This is a genomic window from Vibrio sp. SCSIO 43009 (assembly GCF_023716525.1).
Taxonomy (GTDB): domain Bacteria; phylum Pseudomonadota; class Gammaproteobacteria; order Enterobacterales; family Vibrionaceae; genus Vibrio; species Vibrio alginolyticus.
Map to the genome: position 1 here is coordinate 1,593,656 of NZ_CP071843.1, position 15,844 is coordinate 1,609,499.

Annotated in this window: 20 protein-coding genes; 6 read left to right on the forward strand and 14 right to left on the reverse strand. The window is 45.3% G+C overall.

Annotated features, from left to right (window positions below; translation table 11 throughout):
* Positions 1–24: 24 nt before the first annotated feature.
* Genes J4N43_RS22600 through flgB form a run of 12 tightly spaced genes read right to left on the reverse strand, consistent with a single transcriptional unit; the run spans position 25 to position 10,015 of the window.
* Positions 25–1,065 carry a flagellin gene (locus J4N43_RS22600; protein WP_005373996.1) on the reverse strand — a complete coding sequence of 347 codons (1,041 nt, stop codon included), beginning with the start codon at positions 1,063–1,065 and terminating at the stop codon, positions 25–27.
* A gap of 18 nt (positions 1,066–1,083) precedes the next feature.
* Positions 1,084–1,983 (reverse strand): flagellar hook-associated protein FlgL, encoded by a 900-nt coding sequence (gene flgL / locus J4N43_RS22605; RefSeq protein ID WP_005373998.1) that lies wholly within the window; start codon positions 1,981–1,983, stop codon positions 1,084–1,086.
* Between the two features lie 13 nt (positions 1,984–1,996).
* Positions 1,997–3,370, reverse strand: coding sequence for a flagellar hook-associated protein FlgK (gene flgK / locus J4N43_RS22610; RefSeq protein ID WP_005374000.1), 1,374 nt, complete (start codon positions 3,368–3,370; stop codon positions 1,997–1,999).
* On the reverse strand, positions 3,371–3,919 hold the full coding sequence (locus J4N43_RS22615; RefSeq protein ID WP_005374002.1) for a rod-binding protein: 549 nt from the start codon (positions 3,917–3,919) through the stop codon (positions 3,371–3,373). It abuts the gene before it with no gap.
* A gap of 10 nt (positions 3,920–3,929) precedes the next feature.
* The gene (locus J4N43_RS22620; RefSeq protein ID WP_086026720.1) at positions 3,930–5,066 is read right to left on the reverse strand and encodes a flagellar basal body P-ring protein FlgI; all 1,137 of its coding nucleotides are present in this window, start codon (positions 5,064–5,066) and stop codon (positions 3,930–3,932) included.
* The gene (flgH, locus tag J4N43_RS22625; protein WP_017635111.1) at positions 5,051–5,722 is read right to left on the reverse strand and encodes a flagellar basal body L-ring protein FlgH; all 672 of its coding nucleotides are present in this window, start codon (positions 5,720–5,722) and stop codon (positions 5,051–5,053) included. Before flgH ends, J4N43_RS22620 begins: the two co-directional genes overlap by 16 nt.
* Positions 5,723–5,754: 32 nt before the next feature.
* Complete coding sequence (flgG, locus tag J4N43_RS22630; protein WP_005374008.1) at positions 5,755–6,540, reverse strand: flagellar basal-body rod protein FlgG; 786 nt, start codon at positions 6,538–6,540, stop codon at positions 5,755–5,757.
* A gap of 24 nt (positions 6,541–6,564) precedes the next feature.
* Positions 6,565–7,296: a flagellar basal-body rod protein FlgF gene (flgF, locus tag J4N43_RS22635; RefSeq protein WP_005374009.1), complete on the reverse strand. Its 732-nt coding sequence runs from the start codon at positions 7,294–7,296 to the stop codon at positions 6,565–6,567.
* Between the two features lie 12 nt (positions 7,297–7,308).
* Positions 7,309–8,505, reverse strand: a complete 1,197-nt coding sequence (flgE, locus tag J4N43_RS22640; RefSeq protein ID WP_005374010.1) for a flagellar hook protein FlgE — start codon at positions 8,503–8,505, stop codon at positions 7,309–7,311.
* A gap of 27 nt (positions 8,506–8,532) precedes the next feature.
* Positions 8,533–9,216 carry a flagellar hook assembly protein FlgD gene (gene flgD, locus J4N43_RS22645; protein ID WP_005384410.1) on the reverse strand — a complete coding sequence of 228 codons (684 nt, stop codon included), beginning with the start codon at positions 9,214–9,216 and terminating at the stop codon, positions 8,533–8,535.
* Complete coding sequence (gene flgC / locus J4N43_RS22650; RefSeq protein WP_005374012.1) at positions 9,216–9,650, reverse strand: flagellar basal body rod protein FlgC; 435 nt, start codon at positions 9,648–9,650, stop codon at positions 9,216–9,218. Before flgC ends, flgD begins: the two co-directional genes overlap by 1 nt.
* A gap of 2 nt (positions 9,651–9,652) precedes the next feature.
* Positions 9,653–10,015 (reverse strand): flagellar basal body rod protein FlgB, encoded by a 363-nt coding sequence (flgB, locus tag J4N43_RS22655; protein WP_005374013.1) that lies wholly within the window; start codon positions 10,013–10,015, stop codon positions 9,653–9,655.
* A gap of 77 nt (positions 10,016–10,092) precedes the next feature.
* Here flgB and flgA point away from each other — a divergent pair, with 77 nt between their 5' ends.
* From flgA to J4N43_RS22675, 4 genes are all read left to right on the forward strand, one after another.
* Positions 10,093–10,890, forward strand: a complete 798-nt coding sequence (gene flgA / locus J4N43_RS22660; protein WP_031777223.1) for a flagellar basal body P-ring formation chaperone FlgA — start codon at positions 10,093–10,095, stop codon at positions 10,888–10,890.
* Positions 10,891–11,026: 136 nt separating this feature from the next.
* On the forward strand, positions 11,027–11,308 hold the full coding sequence (gene flgM / locus J4N43_RS22665; protein WP_005374016.1) for a flagellar biosynthesis anti-sigma factor FlgM: 282 nt from the start codon (positions 11,027–11,029) through the stop codon (positions 11,306–11,308).
* A gap of 20 nt (positions 11,309–11,328) precedes the next feature.
* The gene (gene flgN, locus J4N43_RS22670) at positions 11,329–11,766 is read left to right on the forward strand and encodes a flagellar export chaperone FlgN (protein ID WP_005374018.1); all 438 of its coding nucleotides are present in this window, start codon (positions 11,329–11,331) and stop codon (positions 11,764–11,766) included.
* Complete coding sequence (locus J4N43_RS22675; protein WP_053349351.1) at positions 11,747–12,493, forward strand: lytic transglycosylase domain-containing protein; 747 nt, start codon at positions 11,747–11,749, stop codon at positions 12,491–12,493. Before flgN ends, J4N43_RS22675 begins: the two co-directional genes overlap by 20 nt.
* A 435-nt stretch (positions 12,494–12,928) precedes the next feature.
* On the opposite strand, the gene J4N43_RS22680 is transcribed toward J4N43_RS22675, so the two are convergent.
* Entirely contained in the window at positions 12,929–13,447 is a 519-nt protein-coding gene (locus J4N43_RS22680) for an NUDIX hydrolase (protein WP_005374021.1), read from the reverse strand.
* Between the two features lie 277 nt (positions 13,448–13,724).
* Here J4N43_RS22680 and J4N43_RS22685 point away from each other — a divergent pair, with 277 nt between their 5' ends.
* Together J4N43_RS22685 and J4N43_RS22690 are read left to right on the forward strand one after the other, a co-directional pair.
* Entirely contained in the window at positions 13,725–13,991 is a 267-nt protein-coding gene (locus J4N43_RS22685) for a putative hemolysin (protein ID WP_005374023.1), read from the forward strand.
* Positions 13,992–14,240: 249 nt separating this feature from the next.
* A complete protein-coding gene (locus tag J4N43_RS22690) occupies positions 14,241–14,897 on the forward strand; it encodes a hypothetical protein (RefSeq protein ID WP_005374025.1) in 657 nt (218 codons plus the stop codon).
* Here J4N43_RS22690 and J4N43_RS22695 read toward each other — a convergent pair.
* Positions 14,887–15,729: a YdcF family protein gene (locus tag J4N43_RS22695; protein ID WP_062731082.1), complete on the reverse strand. Its 843-nt coding sequence runs from the start codon at positions 15,727–15,729 to the stop codon at positions 14,887–14,889. The genes J4N43_RS22690 and J4N43_RS22695 overlap by 11 nt on opposite strands.
* Positions 15,730–15,844 lie beyond the last annotated feature (115 nt).

A 15,844-nucleotide genomic window follows, 5' to 3' on the forward strand; every position in this document is an offset into this window, starting at 1 on the left:
AGCCGGGAATCATTGGAGTGTTCGTTACTTCAGTAAAGCGACCACGGTATGACGACGCACGTTTGCTTGCGCATTCAATGCCTGAAAAGTCGAAGTAAACTCGCCAGACTTTTGCATGAATCCATCCAGTTTTGCATTCACCTCATTGACTGAAAGCTGTGCGGTTTTGGTTTGGATAGAACGCATTTGAGTATTCAGTTCACCATGAAAAGCTTTCGCTTCCTGCAAGCTCGTTTGAACTTGTTTCAGATGCTGATTTACTTTGGCAATCGTCTGCTTGATGCCATCGCGTGAGCCTAGATCAAACCCGAGCTCCGCAATACCATCTGGCTCAGACTTTAAGTTCAAAACGTTAGGCTGTCCCGCAGGGAATCGGTGCCCTTCCCCCGTTACCATCACCTTTTGCTGCATTTGTTGATAAGCGTTGTCTCTGGCTTCAAATAAAATGCTGCCATCATCGGCTAATGAGGCTCGCATTCCTAACGCAATCAAGCTGCGATCCAGCATTTTGACCGTTCGCTCACCGTCTGATTGTCCATCAAACTGAATCATCACCGCTTGACCTTGAGGAAAATCCAAACGGATTTGCTCGGCCTTGTCGCTTAAGCGATGAACATTCAAACCTGGAATAGAAAAGCGACGAATATCCGCTTTATCCAGTTTTAAGTGCAGTTCGTTATTTAGGACTTTCTGGCCATCGAAACGTGCTTGCTCAACGACTTTTTGGATGGTGGCTTTAGAGCGAACCAATGTATCCTGCAAACCAGGAACATTTTGTACGCCTTGATTAATAGCTTGCGTCAAACCACGTTTAATTTGCGTGAGCTCTTTGCCAATCACCTGCAGCGATTTGGACGCGATCTGAACCGCCGTGGCTTGCTGCTGACCCTGCGTAAGCTGAATACCAGATACAGAGTAGGCTGACGCAGTGTCAGCCTGAATTTGCGCCGGGCGCGGTTTAATTGCCGTACTTGAGTCTGCAGAACGGGTCGGCATGATAGAGGCTTGTTCTTGTCCACCTAAGCGTATGCTATGGGGTCTAACCTCTACTGTACTCATTACCATAAAAAGAACTTCCTAACCTTATAAACGGTCAAACAGCGACAAACCATCGATCTTCACATAGCTTGCTTGCGTTGCTTGCAAAGCGGCCATGTAATTACTCAATCGTACCGACGCTTCACCATAGTCCAGAGCAGAGAGGTCTCCAGATACTTTGTCAACGAACAGCTTGTTTTCACTGTGCGCGCCACCAACAAGATCTAAGTTGTTGTGTCGACCACCAATCTCAGTCATGGTCCCTAGTACGTTTGAAAAAGTATCGTCGATAGCGCTGATACTCGCCTCAACTTCAGCTCTGAAGTTGGCGGTAGGGCTCTCAAACTCTTTGATCAGCGCATCAATTTGGTTAAGCACGTTATGGCCTCCCCCAAGGTCCAATATTTCTTTTGCAGTCATATTGGAATCCATCGTGACACCTTTAGCAATTGTTACTACGCGCTTGTCACTATTACCTTCAATTACGTAGCTGCCGCTCGCTTTACTTACAGCCGCAGTATCCGTTTTAGTACCAGAGAAAAGGTAGTGCCCTTCTTCATCCTGCGCGTTAAAAGACGACTCAATAGAGTCACGGTAACTCTTAAGCTCTGTAATCATACCGCCACGACTTTCGTCAGTAAGAGAGCCGTTCGCACCCCAAAGCGCGATGTCTCGCATGCTTTTTAAGCTTTCTTTGATCGAATCTAAATGGGTTTCTTGACTCGATAGCGTCGTTTTTACGTTTTCAATGTTGTTTTTGTACTGAGCAATCGCACTGGTTTCTCGGTCTAAGTTAAGCAACTTGATCGAAGCCATTGGATCATCAGACAGCTTGGTTAAGCGCTTGCCAGTAGACATCTGTTGCAGAGCTTCGCCTAATCCCGCGCTATTGCTCTGCAAGCTGTGCAACATCATTTGACTAAATTGATTGTCACTAATTCGCATCTAAACTTTCCTCTTAGAATAACTGCAGAATAGAATCGAGCAGTTGATTTGCTGTGCTGATCACTTTCATGTTGGCATTGTGCGCATTAGCAAACATCATTAGGTTAGCCGCTTCTTCATCGCTGTTTACGGAACTAACATTATCGCGAGCTGCGTGCGCTTGCTTGTTCATGGCTAACTTCGCTTGATAATCAGCATTAGCTTGGCGTGCTTTAATTGCGGTTTGACCCACCATTGAACTAAAGGCATCGTTCAAGCTTACTGAGCCGTAACCTGATACCGCCACTGGCTTGTTGCTTAACTCGATCAATGATTGCAACGCATCTGCGTTACCAGGTGTTCCATCACTTGAGAACGCAAGCTCATCTGGAGTTAGCTTGGTAATATCCAAACTGGCTGCAGGGTTTGCTGGGTCATAGCTGAACAAAGGTTTACCTGGGTTGCCATTTAAGTCTTTGCCAGTCGCAAGCACGGCGTTGTATTCATCCGCGAGAGCTTTCGCCATGTCATTCAGAGCCAGTTGGTTTGGTTTCAACACTTCGGTTTGATAGTCATTAATCGCACCTAATTTGCCACCAAGCGAGTCACCAATCGCAAAGCTTTGATTCGAGAACGTGACGTGTAAGTCCGCCAAGTAAGGATCACTCGGGTCAGGAATGGCTTCCAGTTTGCCATGGTCCGTACCCATCACAAGCGGTTGACCAGAGGTTAGTGTGACCTGAACACTGCCGTCATGCTGCTGTGTTGTTTTGATTTCAATGGTTTGAGATAACTCACCGATTAACCTATCTCGTTCATCCATTAACTGTGATGGGTTACCACCTGTACCTTGCATCTCTACCAGTTGCTTGTTCACCTTCGCGATATTTTCCATAAGGCTATTCGCGTGGTTAAGCGCTGCATTACGTTGGTCGCTCATGTCTTTATGTTGGTTGTATAAAGACTCGGTAAGCGTATTAAAACGGCGGGCCAAAGCTTCAGATTCGTTAATGATCTGCTGGCGGTAAGGTATGGATTCCGGCTTAACGGTCGCATCGTTAAGCGCAGCGTTTAGCGAGTCCAAGCCAGCCGATATACTGAAACCATCGGCACCAAGCGTATTCTCCAGCTGACTCATGTTACTGGTGTATCCAGATGCGTATGCCGCCATACTGTTAGTCGACCACGTTTGCTTAATCAGAAATTGATCCGTAACGCGGCGAATGCTAGTGACTTCTACCCCTAAACCTGGACTTAAGCGATTGGCTTTACCATCATCGACAGACGCCATCAACGCTTGTTGACGACTGTAACCCACGGTATTCACGTTTGCCACGTTTTGCGCGGTTACGTCTAGGGCCACACGGTTCGCGCCTAAACCTGAAAGGGCAATATTAACTAGGTTCATTTACAGCTCCATTTTTCTGATCAACGGCTGAGAAAACGCGGTAGTCATACCGGCCTCACCGAATACCTGTTTAACAGAGGCGACGGCTTGAGAAGCGGTATTAAATAGGCTTGAATTCTTCTCCACCTCTTTAGAATCTACTTGTGAGATAGATTCAGAATTCGAAGCTTTACCATCGTTAGCGGATGAGATGTTGCGCGCAGCATCGAAAGCAACCTCACGCATAGACGGGCTCAGCTGCTGGATGAGCATATTGGCAATGCCTGAGCTCTGTTTCTTTGCTAGTTCCATCGCCAGCTGACCGTCATACATATCACGGAATACCCCTTGTTGCTGACTGGCGAACGGGCTGTCTTTATCAGCAAGAGCATCACTACTGCTGCGCATTTGGCGTAACACCATTTGTAGGAACATTGCCTCAAATTGACCTGCGACGACTTCAAGTGCGCCTTCTTGATCACGACTATGCTTGATGTTAGCCAATGCACTATTGTCGTGATAAAGCATCGAATTTAACTGAGTTTGTTCATTGGTACTGTCTAGCTTCATCCTTAACTCCTTATATCACGACCAATTCAGCGTTCAATGCACCTGCTTCACTCAAAGCTTGCAGGATAGACATCAAGTCTGTAGGCGTGGCACCTAAACTATTTACCGCATTAACTATGGTGTTAAGTTCCGTGCCTGGAGGCCAAATCACCATCTGAGCGAGATCTTCATTCACATCAAGGTCCGTTTGGTTAACGACTTTCGTATCGCCATTTGCAAACGCATTAGGCTGACTAACTTGTTGTGATTCAGAAATTCGCACGGTCAAGTTACCGTGACTTACTGCTGCTTCACTCACTTTGACACTCTTACCGATCACTACGGTGCCAGTGCGAGAGTTAAAGACAATACGAGCAGGTTTACGACCTTCAACGACGCTCATTTCTTCAAGCATCGACATCATGACGACACGCTGCTGTGTATCTTTTGGTGCACGCATATCAATGCGCGCTTTATTGATCGCAACTGCAACGTTAGGTCCGAAAGTGTTGTTAATTTCACGCGCAATATTTTTTGCTGTAGTGAAGCTAGGCTTGCGCAGGTTTAGGGTGATTTCATCACGTTGGTTGAAATCGGTTTTGATTTCTCTCTCTAAAGTCGCACCATTCGGAACGCGACCCGCCGTTGGTGTGTTCACTTCTACTTTGGAGCCACTTCGCCCCTCTGCAGATAAGCCCCCCACAACCACGTTGCCTTGCGCAATCGCGTACACTTCGCCATCAATACCACGTAAAGGCGTTAGCAATAACGTACCACCACGAAGGCTCTTTGCATCACCGATTGAAGACACAACCACATCCAACGTTTGTCCTGGGCCTGCCATTGGATCAACGGACGCTGTCACACTCACAGAAGCCACATTTCGTAGCTTAGGGTTCATACTGTCATCAATTTGAACCCCAAACTGACGTAGCATGTTGGTAATAGATTGAGAGGTAAATTTCACTTGGTTTCGGTCACCTTGGCCGGCTAAGCCAACCACCAAACCATAACCAACCAGTTGGTTTTCTCGAATGCCGCGAACATCGACCAAGTCCATGATCGGAATTTCCGCTTCAGCACGTGAAGTGCCTGGTAGTCCCAAGGTCAACACCAATAGGAGAGACATAAAGAAAGATTGCATTGTCTTCATTAGAAAGGTACCCATGGGCTGTTGAAGAACTGAGTTAGCCACCCGGCTGCGTTGCTGTCAGCTAGGGCTCCGCGACCTGCGTAGGTAATTCTTGCATCAGCAATTCGTTGAGAAGAAACTTGGTTACTGCGGTTAATATCATCCACACGGACGATACCGGTTAGACGAATAAACTCGTCGCCTTGATTCAGACGAAGCCATTTTTCACCGCTGATACGCAATACGCCATTAGGTAATACTTCGTGTACCGTTACCGTAATGGCACCTTGAAGCTTGTTGCCTTGTGAACTTGATGCACTGCCATCGAAGTTACGTTTGCCATCCACGCTAACCCCTAACTCATCGATAGTTTTCGTGCCTATGGTCGGCGCCACAAAGTTAATTGCTGAACTTTTACCGAACTTAGTACCCGCATTTTTACTCGATGAGGTTTCTTCTGATAATTGAACCGTTAATACATCGCCAACTCGGTAAGCACGACGATCCTGGAACAGAGTCATCGTGTATTGGTGACGATAAAGGCTACCAGATTGGGTTTCCGGCAGCGTGTAATCGAGCGTTGGTGGTGCATATTCCTCAGCATTCGGCTCAGGCGGAATAAATTCCTGACGGCCAGCACATCCCACCAGCAACACGGCGGCTACTGCCCAACTCTTAGAAAGCCATTTCATTGCTTTTTCCTTCATCATCACCAATTTCATACTTACATTGATTGCGAAACAAACTTCAGCATGTCATCTGCAGCAGAGACCACTTTCGCATTCATCTCATACGCACGTTGAGTGGTGATCATGTCGACCATCTCTTCTACTACTTGTACGTTTGACCCTTCCAGTGCACCTTGCTTGATAATGCCGGCGCCATCAGCTCCTGCAATCAGCTCATCAGCTGGACCGCTGGCTTCCGTTTCACGGAATAAGTTGCCACCCATGGCCTCTAAGCCGGCTGGATTGATGAATTTTGCAAGTGTAATTTGACCAAGCTGCTGAGGTGTTGGATCGTCTGCTGTTGTTGTAGTCACTGTGCCATCAACACCCACAGAGAAAGAGACCGCATTGTCTGGGATCTGGATTTGAGGCTCTAAAGGCAGGCCCTGACTGTTCACCATTAAGCCTTCTGAGTTTCGATGGAACTGACCATTACGTGTATACATGATCTGTCCGTCCGAGTTTTCTATTTGGAAGAAACCCTGACCCATTACAGCAAGATCCAACTCTTGCGTTGTGTTTTGGGTATTACCTTGCGTGAACACTTTTTGTGTGCCAACAACGCGAACACCGCTACCTAGCTGAATACCACTTGGTAGTTCGTTAACTTGGTCTACTTGTGCGCCTGGTTGACGCTGAATGCTGTAGAAAAGATCTTCAAATACGACTCGGTCACGCTTAAAGCCAACCGTGTTTACGTTTGCTAGGTTGTTAGAAATGGCAGTCATCTTCGTGTCTTGCGCTGCCATGCCTGTCTTACTTACCCATAATGCTGAATGCATTTTTTACTCCTTGCGGGGCGAGACTTAGCTCGCCGCCATTAATTTGTTACCAGCTTTTGCTAGAGTTTCCGCCGTTTTCATCATGCGAACTTGCATTTCAAAGTTGCGCGTCAGCGACATCACACTAACCAATTCATCAATAGCAGATACGTTACTGCCCTCAATGTGCTCAGGAGAGAGTTGCACGGTTTCATCTGCCGCGAATGGCACGCCATCTACGCTGTGCAGCAAGCTATCGCTCTCTTTTTGCAGTTGATTAATTTCCGGTTTAACCAACTTCAAAGTGCCTGCCACAATTTCTGCGCCGCCACCTGGTGGGATCACTGAGACTTGACCACGCTCGCTGATTTCAATCTTTTGATAATCCGGCACAACCAAAGGACCATTGTCACCGAGGACAGGGAACCCATTGATTGTTAGAGCGCCAAAAGTATCGACCTGAATATTGCCTGCACGGGTGTAAGCTTCGTTACCCGCTGGGGTTTCTACAGAGAGATATCCCTCCCCCATAACCGCAACGTCCAACGGACGTCCTGTTTTCACAATATCGCCAGCGTCGAAACGTGTTGAGGCAGAGTTGGTCACAACCATAGTGCGACCATCAAAACCTGGGCCTTGCATCTCTACACTACGCACACGCTCCATATCCGCTCGAAAACCCGCAGTATCAGCATTTGATAAGTTGTTTGAACGAACGTGCTGCGCTTTAAGAACTCGGCTGGCACCCGACGTTGCCGTAAATAACAAACTATCCACGCAAAACTCCCATTACACCGCGTTAAACAAAGCTTGAGTAAGCTTGTCGCTGGTAGAAATTGTCTTTGCGTTTGCTTGGTAGTTGCGTTGTGCAGTCATTAGAGCAACAAGCTCGCTGGTTAAGTCAACGTTAGAACCTTCTAATGCACCCGGAGTTAGGTCACCCATCGTACCTGAACCCGGAACACCCATAATTGGAGCACCTGAGCTAAAGCTTTGAGTCCATGATGTTCCACTCACTTTCGCTAAGCCTTGTGTGTTTGCAAAATCAGCAAGAACAACCTGACCTTGTAGCTGTGATTGGCCGTTAGTGTAAGTCGCGTAAACCATGCCGTTACCTTCAACGCGTACACCTGCAAGTTCACCTGATGTGTAACCGTTAGGACTATTAGTACTTACGCCAAAAGCTGCACCAAATTGCGTGCTGCCTTTCAGGTTAATGTCTACACTCATCGCGTTCGCGCCTGCAGCAGGGAATGAAACATTAAACGGCGCAGTTGGTGCTGAAAGCGAGCCGTCTTTACCAAACGTTACAGGCACAGTTGCTACTGGCGTCGTACCGCCATCTACTTGAACGTTCACTTCCCACGAGTTAGAAGCAGTCTTAGTAAAGTACTGAGTTACCGTGTGCGAGTTACCCAGTGAGTCGTAGACTTTTGTTGTGTAAGACGAGTTAAATGAGCTTGGATCTTTTGGATTGAATGGCGTTACGGCTTTATCAATAACAGACGCGCTTGCGTCGAAGTTCGCAACAAAATCTAAGCTGTCTGTTGCTTTAGCATTCAGTGAGGAAGTCGATACCTGAATATTACCCACAGAACCTGTCATTAGGTTGTTGTTGCTATCGACACTGTAACCTTGAAGCTTTGCACCGCTGTTAGCCGTAACAAAGTTGTTCTTATCCGTTGAGAACACACCTGAACGTGTGTACAACATTTGACCCATATTATCTTTAGTAACAAAAAAGCCACCGCCATTAATAGCTAGGTCCATCGCACGGCCAGTTCCTGTGATACTGCCGTCTTTGTCGAAGTTCTGTGAAATTGACGCGACTTCCACACCACCAGGTTGCATGCCGTTATATACAGCGGAGAATTCTGTGCGGCCACCTTTAAAACCATACGTTGATGCGTTGGCAATGTTGTGACTGATTGTGTTTAGCTCTGTGTTGGTCGCGTCCAGACCACTTAGTGCGATGTTAAAACTCATAAATAGACCTCTGATTTCCGTATTTGGTTAAGCACCAAACTGAGTGATTTGATAGAAAGGAACGTTGCCAACGCCATGGACATTGACTAATGCTGCGCCACCGGTATTAGGAATGCGCACTTGCTCAACAGTGCCTGCCATCAGCACATTTGGACTTGCTTGCCCTTCTTGCACTTCTACGGCCACTGAGTATTTGCCTGGTTTAAGACCAAGTTCTTCAGGATTAATTGAAAAGTCGACGTCACCTTTGCCGTGAGCACCTAGTGGCACTTTAGTTGATTGACCAAATTCATCTTTAACAACTAACGTGACTTGGTTTGAGCTATGAGCGAGTTCGATTTTTCCGTTTTGTACGTCTTCACCAAGCTGAAATTCATCCGCATTGACGTAAACCGTTTGCCCAACAAGGCCCGCTGTTGATAGCACTTGCATGTTGTCCAGTAACACCATGCTCTGTTGCATTGTCTTAGACATATTCTCGGTACTTTGTACCTGCGAGAACTGAGCCAATTGACCAACGTATTCCGTACCATCAAGGGGATTAAGTGGGTCTTGGTTTTGAATTTGAGCCACCATCAAAGAAATAAACTCATTCTCCAATGAAGAAGCGCTGTTCATGTCTTTAGGGTTTGGTGAGATACCGTTGCTGTCTTTTGCTTTTGTATTTACTGGAGCGTCAGACGATAAAGGGGTGTATTGTGCAATACTCATTAGCTGCCCTGCCCTAATCTAAGCAGACCTTGCTGCATACTTTTTACATTGGCTAATACTTCAACATTCGTTTCGAAGCTGCGTGTTGCGGACATCATGTCTGCCATTTCAGCAACTACATCAATATCTGGGTAAAACACATAGCCTTCATCATTAGCCAGTGGGTTGTTCGGCTCAAAACGCTTCTCTGCATCTCCAGCATTTTTAACAACGTCAACAATGCGAACTTCTGCATTGGGATAAGCTCCATTTTCTGTTGTCATTTGCGTTTTTTGGTACACAGTCGCAAATACTGGCTTAAGCGCTTTATAAGCATCTTCTGGATTTGCAGATACTGCATCTGCGTTTGCTAAGTTACTGGCTACCGTATTCAGACGCACAGTTTGTGCTGTCATCGCGGAACCAGTGATCGAGTAAATATCAGTGAATGACATAATTAACGTCCCTCAATCGCTTTCGCTAAGCCATTAAATTTCATGTTGAGAAACGTCAGGCTAGTTTGAAAGTCCATGTTGTTTTGCGTGAATTTTGCTTGTTCAACACCAAGCTCTACGGTGTTGCCATTTTTGCTATTCTGGTAAGGCACCGAGTATTGGGCCTGAACCTGGAACTTTGGCACCGGTTTGTTCACACCACCTGCCGTTACTTGGTTCATTACGGTGGTGAAACTTAGGTCTTTCGCCAAATACCCAGGGGTGTCAACATTTGCTAGGTTACTGGCGAGGACTTTGGTACGCTGAACGCGAAAATTAAGTGCCTCTGGATGTACTCCTAAAGCATTTTCAAATGTGATCGCCATGCATCTTCCTTACAGTTGGCTCGAATACGCCAACATACAAACAAGATACGTGCCATAAAAAATAGCTATATATATCAATGACTTATAAACAAGGATGGAAGCCAAACTTCCGGTTCTCGGAAAGCATTAAAAACAAGAGGAAAGTGTCCACTTCCTCAACAATAATGCTGACGTTACTCGCTTTGACATCAGAACAAGCATTCGCCAACACCAATGACAAAACCCTCAGCGTTGAAGAGATAAAATCCGTTGTAGCAACGGATTTCGAACAAGAGGTGGATCGCGTAGCGCTCTCCAATCAGTGGGGGGAGTACAAACTGGACTTCGACATGTGGGTGCCCGGTTCTGCCAATCACTTGCCAGAATGTCAATCGCCTTTAGTTATCACAGGTCGTGACAACAACACGTTGCCAGTCGGTAACCTCAAGCGCTCAGTCAGCTGCGACAATATCGCATCACCATGGCGAATTAACGTTACGATAAAGTCTTCGCTGACTCTGCCTGTTTTAGTCGCGACAACCACGGTTGGCCGAAATGAAGTCGTAACGGCTAAACACATAAAGCTTGAAACCCGAACCATCTCTCGCCAAGACGATTTTTATACTCGCCCCGAGCAAGCAGTAGGCTTAGAAACCTCTCGTCGTTTGAGGGCTGGACAAGTGGTTAATCCATCCAATTTGTCGGCCCCACCTCTAATCGAGAAAGGCAATGAAGTCATAGTCATTGCGAGCAAAAATGGATTTAGTGCCAGCACAAAAGGAGTCGCCTTAGAAGATGGAGCGAAAGGGCAACAAATTGACGTGGAAAACCCAAGTTCGGGCAAGGTCATAAGAGCAGTCGTAACTGGATTAAACCAGGTTCATACTCAATTTTGATTTTTTGACTCGGGGTAACATTTTTTAATTTTGGCTCTCGTCAGTAACACTGAACTTCGAGTACAAAAAAAATATTTAATGTTTATCACATTCTAACCGCCTACTTAATTTAGAACATGATGATGAGGACCACAGCATGAAAATCGACAAAGTCGCGGGCGGTCATGTCCCACAAACAAAATTACAGCAAGCAAGCAAACAGCCTGTCGACGTCGTCGAACAGAGCAAAGTACACGAGCCTGCATTTCAAGCGAATACCGTAGCGATAGATCGCGCTCAAGCTGAAATGGCATCACTACCTGATGTTGATATGGAAAAAGTAGAACAAGTACGCAACGCATTAGCGCGTGGTGAACTTAGCCTAGATACAAAAGTGCTATCCAAGGCAATCATGCAGTTCCATACAGGTCACGAGTAATAAAACGCTAGGAAGACATCATGGCAAGCGCAGTATCGCAGCGAATTCAACAATTTGTTCGCTCTATATCTGAGGATATTAAGCTTTATCAACAACTGCTTCCTTTGCTTCAGCAGCAAAAGGTATTGTACTTAAAGTTTGATGGAGAGGCACTGAACGACAATGTTCAGAAACAAATGCCGATACTCAATAAACTCAGCCGCTCCGCCAATGACAGAAGCCAGTGTATGCGAGCGCTGGGGTTAGCGTGTAATGACGCCAGCGTAAAACGAATTTTCAATGCTTTGCCTGCCCAAATAGGTATGCAAGCTAGAAAACAATGGGCGCTATTGGAAACGTTGGTAAGTCAGTGCCAACAATACAATCAGAGCAATGGCCACAGCTCTGCGGCGTTCCATGAGTTGGTCAGTCAACTCAAACAACCTGTGCAACACACTTATGAAGATAAATCGTTCTAAACGATGTTCGTCTTGCCTACAGATTCAGTCGCCATCTCGGCTGAGTACTGTAGGCCTTTTTATTTTTATTGCCTTTCTGTCCTACCTTCCAATCACATGCCAGGCAAAACCAAATGCTGTCGATATTCAAACGCAGTATCAAGTATTAGCACCATACAAACCACAAATTGCCAAGCGTCTCGATTCATCCAAACCGGTAATTAACCACATTTTCAAACAGCTTCAAAACCACTCATTACCAAATAGCCTAGCCTTAGTACCAATGTTAGAATCTTCTTACAACCCCAAAGCCGTTTCTCACGCTAACGCCGCCGGACTTTGGCAATTGATACCAACCACAGCGAAACGATTCGGATTAACGATAAATACAAAACAAGACGATCGCTTTGACACAGAAGCTAGCACAACGGCCGCGCTCAAGTACCTGGCGTTTTTATACAACAAATTCGATCAAAATATGGCTCTGACCTTAGCTGCATACAATGCCGGAGAAGGACGCGTTGCACGTGCTATTCAGCAAGCAGGAAGTCGAGATTTCCAACAACTCACGCTGCCTAACGAGACTCGCCAATACGTCAGCCGCTTCTATGCATTGGAAAAGTTGATAGATATCGGTCAGTTACAATCCTCATCATTTCAACCTTTACTCTTGTTTGCTCCAGACGCTCCTATGATTTCACAACCGCTGGTCGACTTTAGCCGACTGCCTCCGCTAGTTAATTTGTGATAAAAGCGACGACAGCGCTCAATGTCAGAGAAACGTAAAATTACAAGATCCTGTTCGGCGAATTTGAAAACTCGTGATCTCTATGCAAACGTGTGCAAAAAAGTTGAGGTAAGGTATCTCAAAGATAAGAAAGAGTAGTGGTTTACTAAAAAGCGCCCCAATTACGCTTGGCAATTGGGTAGATATGCGTCACATTGTGTTTGCAAAAAAACATGAAAACCAATGGTCAGACCTAATAATTATTTACACACTAAATGTAAAACAGCTATTGTTTTCATAGTTCGAAACAAATCTAACATATCAAGATGACGCTTCGCTTGCGCGTCTGGAATAAGTCCGGGTTCCGGGGGGGAGTCCGGACTTTTTTATTGCTCTAAAATCTTTGCCCACAATAGAGCCAACAGAAGCTAAGTCGTAATGATGCAAACTAGCTGTTTATAGTAATTCTTTAGAAATCAACTGAAGTAAAAACGTTTCGCGCTCAATGCTCATGCCTTTTTTCGGGCTTTCTGCCATCGTTTTTTCATTGTGTGCAATTGCTTCGTGTATGTTCATCCATACCGGGCGCATTCCATTTTTAACTTCGTAATCTTCATACGCCGTTTCGCCTAGCTCACGTTCGATTTTACATGTATAACAATACGACACCATGTGCATCACGTCAGCGTCATCCTTGTACCACGGACGAAACTCCTCAAAGATTCCGAAAGGCTTAATACCATGTATATTTTGGGCGCCCGTTTCTTCCTCTAATTCACGGACTAATCCAGCAATGACATCTTCACCATCATCAATACCACCGCCTGGTAGCGTGTAGTCATGGTAACGTTCTGTATAGAGCAACAGCACATCTTCACCATCAAGTACAATGGCTCGCGCTGCATTGCGCTGAAAAACAATTTTGTCATCCAAATGCTCTATGTCTGGATGAACGGTCGATTTTAAATGTCTCATCGAAAATACCACGGTCAATGTTTTGTGCGCATATTACCGAATTTCACACTTTAAATCATTGTTGTAGGCCAAGTACGTTCGAGCGCTTGTCAGGAAGTGATTGATATGACCTTCACAACAATACGCCAAGAACAGAAGTGTGACGTGCTAATCAGCAATAAATGAGAATATCTAAATTCTTATACGTCCCTCTTACTTTTAACATCGATAAGACAATAATCTCTTAAAGTTGCCTATAATCAATACAATACTCGCCCACCCCATGCGGAGATAAAGAATGAAAAAGACAAATTTAATGATGGCTATGGCTGCAACATTGGTACTGGCTGGTTGTTCAACTTACGAGGGAGCGACCCGATCAACTGAGTATACCTCCGTTGCAAATCCCGCAGCCGTATACTGTGTTCAGCAAGGTGGTGAGCTGGATACCGTGTCGGAAAACGGCGAACGTGTCACTTACTGTGTGCTGTCGGACAATGAACGCGTCGAGCAATGGGAATACTATCGCGAGAATCACAAAGAAAATGAGGGTGACAACTACTAATTATTTTTATCGATACGTCACCTTCCCTCTATCACTTAGGAGCCTTTGGGCTCCTTTTTTATTTGATTTATCAAAGTGTTCTTACGTTGTTTTTACATATCTCTGACTTTACCGCACATCGACCCTATATCGAACAGTGTTCTATTCTTGACATTCCCCTGACATAACTTTCCACTTGGACAATAAAATTCCAAACACAGATCACACTAATTCACATTTCTTCCACATTTTCTGGGACAGGTGAGCAAGATGAAAACACAAATAGTAAAAGAAGCCGAGTCAGCCCCAAGCAACGTTGTTACTGAAAAATCAAAGCGCATTATTTATAAATCGAGTTTAAACGCCTTGATGATTGTCGCTATAAGTATTCTCGTTAACCTTAGTCTTCGTCTTGATTATGTCGTGTTGGGATCAAGCCTTGGCGAGCTTTCCGTTACAGAAACGCTCCAGCTTGTGATGCTTGCTATTGCATCATGGTCGTTTTTCAGCTTATCGAAACAACAGCCTCAGCTAAAGCATGCGGCTATTTTGATTGCAGGATTTTTTGCAGTACTGATTATTCGCGAAACGGACTATTGGACAGACATGATTCATCATGGCTCTTGGGTTTTCCCAGCACTTGCTGTCACCGCACTGGCTTGCGCCAAAGCTTACCAAGGTGGTAAAGGTACCATGAACGAAATGGCGACCATTTTAACGGTGCCACATATGAAGCTATTAGTTGGTGCTGTAATGCTATTATTAGTCTTCTCTCGTTTGTATGGTATGGGCAGTTTTTGGCAACAAGTGATGGATGAAAATTACATCCGTGATGTTAAAAATATCTCAGAAGAAGGTATAGAACTGCTTTGCTACTGTTTGATCGCATTAAGCGCCGTCCGTACAAAACGCGAGCTTAATGAATAGACTCAGGATCAAAGCGACGGTTCAATGCAGTCAGTATCGGATGGAAGATACTTAATGCCTTTTCCGCAGCACCTACAGATTCATCCAAGGCCGTCATTTCGACGGCCTTTTTCATTTCTTCAATATCTTGCAAAGCCTCTTTATCAAGCGGGAAAGAGAGCAATTTGTGAATAGCATCTCTTGCGATCATAAGTGGCTTTTTTCGGACAATTGATAAATCTCGGAAAAATGCGCCATGCTTGACCCCTTCTAAATAAACTCGGTAGGTTGTGAGTTCATCGAGTAGCAAGAATGTCTCCGCCATAAGCCCTTTATGTGGGTATGGCACGCTAATATGTTTGCTGATATTCAGTGGAATATTGAGGGTCACCCCCATGGATTCGCAATCGGATTTAAGTACTCGTAATAAGCCTTGCTCATCCATCAAATTCTGGATATCAATGATTCGTTCGAGGTGGTAGTCATTAGACAGCAAGATAACCTCAACCGGATGCCCCGACCATAACTCGAACAACCCACGTTTGCACAAAACTTGGGAAACATAACGCATGTTTTGAAACGTGTTCAACGACTCCGTTTCTAAGAGTATATGACGTTCAGGGAACGGATTCACAGAGTCTGCGTTTAGGGTTCTAAAATACGCGTACATCGCCTCTGCTTCAGAAACACTTTGTCCTTGCGTTACTCCGCCACAAAAAACAATCGCCGTTCGCTCTATCGGTAGTGATGCAGTCCTACAAGACAAAGCTTCGACTCTTGTTATGCCCTCAGAGGTCAACCTGTTATTGACGAGGCGTTTACCTAAAACGATGACGATGTTGTCTAACTTCATTTTAAAATCTCGCGCTTAGTTGGCAGTGTTACAAAAATCTTCTTTCACTCCCGACCCACAAGCTTTAACATCTAGTTAACAACACTGTTCTAGAGACCTTTATAAAGGTTCACTG